The sequence below is a fragment of the Leptolyngbya sp. AN10 genome (assembly GCF_050565645.1).
Taxonomy (GTDB): domain Bacteria; phylum Cyanobacteriota; class Cyanobacteriia; order Leptolyngbyales; family Leptolyngbyaceae; genus Leptolyngbya.
Genome location: NZ_JBNXVP010000097.1, coordinates 1 through 2,259, shown reverse-complemented (window position 1 = coordinate 2,259; position 2,259 = coordinate 1). Strand labels below are relative to the sequence as shown.

Sequence of the window (2,259 nt, the reverse complement as noted above, 5' to 3'; positions counted from 1 at the left end):
TGGTAAGCCGAAAGAAGTGATGTTCAAGATCAAGCATGAACCGGGTGTGATGGGACTATCTGACTTCACCCACCTCAAAGGCATAACCATTACTATCGGTGGGCAACCGTTACAGCACATTTTGTATCATTATCGCCTTGCCTATAGTGGCTGGCAGTATGTGCAAGTCATCTTAGGGGGCGAAAGCTTTATTGGCTTATCCCAAGGCTTACAGAACGCGCTGTTTGCCTGTGGTGGTGTGCCTCAGACTCATCGCACCGATAGCTTAAGTGCAGCATATCGCAACACTGGCGGACGCAATCCTCAATTGACGCAAATGTATGCCGCGATCTGTGATCACTATCGGATACAAGCGACCCGCAACACTCCAGGAGTCGCCCACCAAAATGGAGCCATCGAATTTTCACACGGCTATTTCAAACGTCGTCTGTGTCAAGCACTGTATCGACGAGGCAGCTTTGAGTTTGAGTCTGTGGCACAATACCAAACCTTTATCGAGAGTGTGATCACAAAGCTCAATGCCAAGTGCGCTCAGAAGTTTCAGGTCGAGCAAAGCTTCCTGCAAGCTTTGCCTCGCTACCGTACGGCTGATTATGAAGTGCTGAGTGCACGGGTTAGCTCTCATAGCACGATGACCATCCGATGTATTCTTTACAGCGTGCCTTCGCGGCTAATTGGGCATCGATTGACCATTCATCTTTACCATGACCGCTTAGTGGGTTTTGTCGGTACGACTCAAGTGCTGGAACTGCCTCGCTTGCATGTTCCTGGCAGTGCTGCCATTCGGCGTAAACGTAGCATTAACTATCGCCATGTCGTGGAAAGTTTACGACGTAAACCCAGAGCTTTCTTGTATTGTGACTGGCAGAGTGAGTTACTGCCCGATGACGATTGGCGCGATCTATGGCAACAATTAAATCAAGGGAGTGATCCCGACACCGCAGCACGGCTGATAGTGGAAGCCCTCTACATCGCTGCCACCCAAGATCAGGAAGCGGCAGTGGTTGCCTACCTGAATCAGGAGTTGGAAACGAGGACACTCAGCTTGAGTCGTCTCCAACAGCACTTTCAGTCTCGCCCTGAGTCCCCCGTCCCTGACATTGCAACCGAGCAACATACTTTAGCAAGCTATGACCAATTCCTCAGTCCTGTCTCAATCCCCGACCCCAACTCCTTACGAGAGTCTGACCACCTTGCTCAAACGCCTCAAGTTGGGGCACTTCCTGTCCGACTGGCAGACGATAGAACATCGAGCTACACAAGAGAATTGGAGCTATGCACAATTCCTGCTGGCACTGGCGGAGGGCGAAGCCAGTCGCCGCGACCAAGCCCGGATTGCCCGCGCGCTGAGCGAAGCGCAATTGCCCTGCGGAAAATCTTGGTCTAATTTTGAATTTAGCCATGTGCCCAGCTTAAATCCAGCCGCAATCATGCAGTTTGCACAAACAACGGACTGGCTGAACACCGCGAGCAATATCCTATTCTTCGGAGCGAGCGGAACTGGAAAGACGCATTGTGCGAGCGCATTGGCATATTCCATCATCGAACTCGGTAAGCGAGTCAAATTCTTGCCTGCAACAACATTGGTGCAGCAATTGCAGCAAGCAAAACTACAATTGCAACTCCCAGCTTTCTTGGTCAAACTCGACAAGTATGATCTGCTCATCTTAGATGACTTGGGCTATGTCAAAAAGTCAGAAGCGGAAACCTCGGTGCTGTTTGAACTCATTGCTCACCGATATGAGCGCAGAAGTCTCTTGATTACGGCAAATCAGCCCTTTAGCCAGTGGGAGAGTATCTTCACCGATTCGATGATGACGGTCGCGGCGATTGACCGATTGATCCATCACGCCACGATCTTTGAGATGAAGGCGGAGAGTTTTCGCAAACAAGAAGCGCTCGCGCGATCTCATCCTGCTTGAAAATCAAGTTGCGATCTGATTCTGTTGGCGATGGAAAACTGCTTTTTACAGCAGAAGTCCATCCAAACTTCCGCATGTTCAGTTTTGCTCATGCACACAACTACTGCATTCTGACTCACTGTACTCCTCTCGGTTTAGTCCTGTTTTAGTCCAGTCCAGTAGTACACCTTCGCTCAATTTGTAATTGACGCTCTAGAATGACAACGTTTTTCAGCTTTGCTGCTTGCTGTTCTCGTCATCTCTGTCTCATTTTGATCTCATTTCTGCAATCTCATTTCTGCAAATCTAGCTTCTAGTTTCGATGAAAAAATCTGTCCTATGTAATTGACATTTCACA

The 2,259-nt window shown here is 49.2% G+C and carries 1 protein-coding gene and 1 pseudogene; both read left to right on the top strand.

What is annotated here, in order from left to right; all coding sequences use genetic code 11:
- Nucleotides 1-19 precede the first annotated feature (19 nt).
- Nucleotides 20-700, top strand: a pseudogene (locus ACQ4M5_RS41670) (IS21 family transposase); the annotation flags it as partial.
- Nucleotides 701-1,130: 430 nt separating this feature from the next.
- Nucleotides 1,131-1,922 carry an IS21-like element helper ATPase IstB gene (istB, locus tag ACQ4M5_RS41665; RefSeq protein WP_430681677.1) on the top strand — a complete coding sequence of 264 codons (792 nt, stop codon included), beginning with the start codon at nt 1,131-1,133 and terminating at the stop codon, nt 1,920-1,922.
- Nucleotides 1,923-2,259: the final 337 nt, after the last annotated feature.

Coding starts and splice junctions, on each gene's coding strand:
- istB (WP_430681677.1), top strand. CDS start 1,131: ATGACCAATTCCTCAGTCCTGTCTCAATCCCCGACCCCAACTCCTTAC.